The organism is Fretibacterium sp., from assembly GCF_057312375.1.
Window position 1 is genome coordinate 1 of record NZ_DBHLDX010000118.1, and the last position, 2,645, is coordinate 2,645.

The 2,645-nt window shown below is 68.1% G+C and carries 4 protein-coding genes; all 4 read left to right on the forward strand.

The window, feature by feature from the left end; genetic code table 11:
• The coding region (locus ACO41U_RS10290; protein WP_485943743.1) for an ABC transporter permease subunit at positions 1 to 257 on the forward strand (257 nt) is incomplete at its 5' end.
• Positions 257 to 1,216: an ABC transporter permease gene (locus ACO41U_RS10295; protein ID WP_485943745.1), complete on the forward strand. Its 960-nt coding sequence runs from the start codon at positions 257 to 259 to the stop codon at positions 1,214 to 1,216. The genes ACO41U_RS10290 and ACO41U_RS10295, both read left to right, overlap by 1 nt.
• 3 nt (positions 1,217 to 1,219) lie before the next feature.
• Positions 1,220 to 2,323, forward strand: a complete 1,104-nt coding sequence (locus tag ACO41U_RS10300) for an ABC transporter ATP-binding protein (RefSeq protein ID WP_485943747.1) — start codon at positions 1,220 to 1,222, stop codon at positions 2,321 to 2,323.
• Positions 2,320 to 2,645, forward strand: a 326-nt coding sequence (locus ACO41U_RS10305; RefSeq protein ID WP_485943749.1) for an ATP-binding cassette domain-containing protein, incomplete at its 3' end; no start/stop codon positions are given. The genes ACO41U_RS10300 and ACO41U_RS10305, both read left to right, overlap by 4 nt.

Sequence of the window (2,645 nt, forward strand, 5' to 3'; positions counted from 1 at the left end):
TCCTGCCCATCGTGACCCTGCTGGGGCCGCAGATCGCCCTGATGTTCGGCGGGGCGTTCGTGGTGGAGCGCCTCTTCTCCGTGCCTGGGTTGGGGTTCTATTTCGTTTCGTCGGTAGGGGATCGGGACTACACCCTGATCATGGGGCAGACGGTCTTTCTGTCCGCCCTCTACATCCTGGCGATGCTGGCCGTGGACGTCCTCTACGGCTTTCTGGACCCCCGAATCCGCTTCGCGCGCGACGGAGGGGGGGCGTGATGGGGCCTCGTCCCGACCGGTGCCCCGTTGAGGCAGGGAGCGGGAGCGAGGGGTTCCGACCGGAGGACTTTCGCTTCATCGGGCGACCCGACGAGGCTCCCTTCGCCTTCAGGCCCTCCGTGAGCTACTGGCAGGACGCCTGGCGTCGCCTGAAGCGAAACCGGGCGGCCCTTCTGTCCGCGGCACTTTTGGCGCTCATCGCGGCGCTCTGCGCCCTGGGTCCGGCGCTGACGCCCTACGGGCACGAGGCGCTGAACATGGCCGAGAAGAACCTGGGGCCCTCCGCGGCCCACTGGTTCGGTACGGACAAGATAGGGCGCGACCTCTTTGCCCGCGTCGCCGTTGGGGGACGGGTTTCGCTGATCGTCGCTCTGGTCGGCGCGCTGATCGACATCCTGATGGGCCTGCTCTACGGCGGGGTGGCCGCCGGACTGGGCGGCGCCGTCGACAATGCGATGATGCGCCTGGCGGACGTCCTGTCGAGCATCCCCTACCTGGTCCTGGCGGTCCTGGTCTCCCTGATCCTGGGCCGCGGGATGGATAGCCTGCTGGTCGCGATGACCCTGACGGGCTGGTGCAACATGGCCTACCTGGTCCGGGGGCAGATCCTGCAGATCAAGGAGCAGGAGTTCGTCCTGGCGGCCCGGGCCCTGGGGACCTCGCCGTGGCGGATCCTCTGGAAGCACCTGATCCCCAACATCATGGGCGTCATGATCGTGGCGGTCACCTTCGACGTCCCCCTCTTCATCTTCGGCGAGGCCTTCCTGTCCTACATCGGACTGGGCATCCAGCCGCCCATGACCAGCTGGGGCGCGCTGGCCTCGGGCGCGCAGCAGCAGATGCTCTTTTATCCCTGGCAGCTCTTCTTTCCCACGCTCTTCATCAGCCTGACCATGCTCTCCTTCCAGATGCTGGGCGACGGGCTCCGCGACGCGCTGGACCCGCGCGCGAGGGACTGAGCCGTGGCCCGCGCAAACGACAGAACGATGGTTGAGATGGATGAGAAGGCCGTGGACGGAAAGGTCATCGAGGTTCGGGACCTGCACGTGTACCTGAAGGTCCGCGACGGGCGCCTCCACGTCGTCCGGGGCATTTCCTTCGACCTGCGCGCCGGCGAAACGCTGGTGACGGTGGGGGAGTCGGGCTGCGGAAAGTCCATGACGGCACGGGCCCTGATGCGCCTACTCCCGGACGACGTGGCCGAGGTTCCGGGGAGCTCCCGCATCCTCTATAAGGGGCAGGACCTTCTGGGGAGGACGGAGCGGGAGATGCAGCGCGTCCGTGGCCGGAGCCTGGCGATGGTATTTCAGGACCCATCGACCTCGCTGGACCCGACCCTGACGATCGGCGAGCAGGTGGAGGAAACCCTGCTGCTTCACACGAAGCTGCGAGGCCCGGAGAGGCGGCTGCGGGTGCTTGAGATGCTGCACGCAGTCGGGATATCCAACCCGGAAACGCGCATGCGGCAGTACCCTCACGAGCTGTCGGGGGGGATGCGCCAGCGTGTCATGATCGCCTCGGCCCTGATCGCGATGCCTCGCGTCCTGATCGCCGACGAGCCCACGACGGCCCTCGACGTGACCACCCAGGCCGACATCCTGGACCTGATCCGGGAGCTGCAGCGGCGCTTCGACCTCTCGGTCCTGCTGGTCACCCACGATCTGGGCGTCGCGTCGGAGGTCGGGGACCGGATTCAGGTGATGTACGCGGGCGAGATCCTGGAGAGCGCCCCCAAACGGGAGCTGCTCCAAAGGCCCGCCCACCCCTACACCTGGGCGCTCCTGCGCTCCGTGCCATGTCCGGGAGGATCGGGCCGCTCCACGCTCTACTCCCTGTCCGGGACGCCGCCCGACCTGCTGGAGGCGCCGGGCGGTCGTCCGGGCTGTCCTTTCGCGCCGCGCTGCGACTATTGCATGGCGCTCTGCACCTACGCTGCACCGCCCGAGTTCTCGGTGTCCGAGGAGCACCGAGTGCGGTGCTGGCTGCGCCATCCCCTGGCGCCCCACGTCGCCGTGCCGGAGGGAATCCGATGTCCGAAGGCCGGACGGAAGGAGGGAGCGGCGTGACGCAAACGACCCAGGCGCGTGCCCCGCTGCTGCACGTCGAGCGCCTCTGCCGGCACTTCCGGCTGCCCGGAGGCCGGACCCTTAAGGCGGTGGACGACGTCAGCTTTGAGGTCTTCCGTGGGGAAACCCTGGGGCTCGTCGGAGAGTCCGGGTGCGGCAAGAGCACGCTGGGCCGGACGGTCCTGGGGCTGCATCCCGCGACGTCAGGCCGGGTGCTCTTCGACGGGCTGGACGTACACGCCGCAAAAGGAGCCGATCGGTTGCGCTTCAAGAAGCGGGCGCAGATCGTGCTGCAGAACCCCTACGCCTCCCTGAACCCCCG

What these genes read in the sequence shown, in the direction of transcription:
- ACO41U_RS10295 (WP_485943745.1), top strand. Translation starts at nt 257, where the DNA reads ATGGGGCCTCGTCCCGACCGGTGCCCCGTTGAGGCAGGGAGCGGGAGC.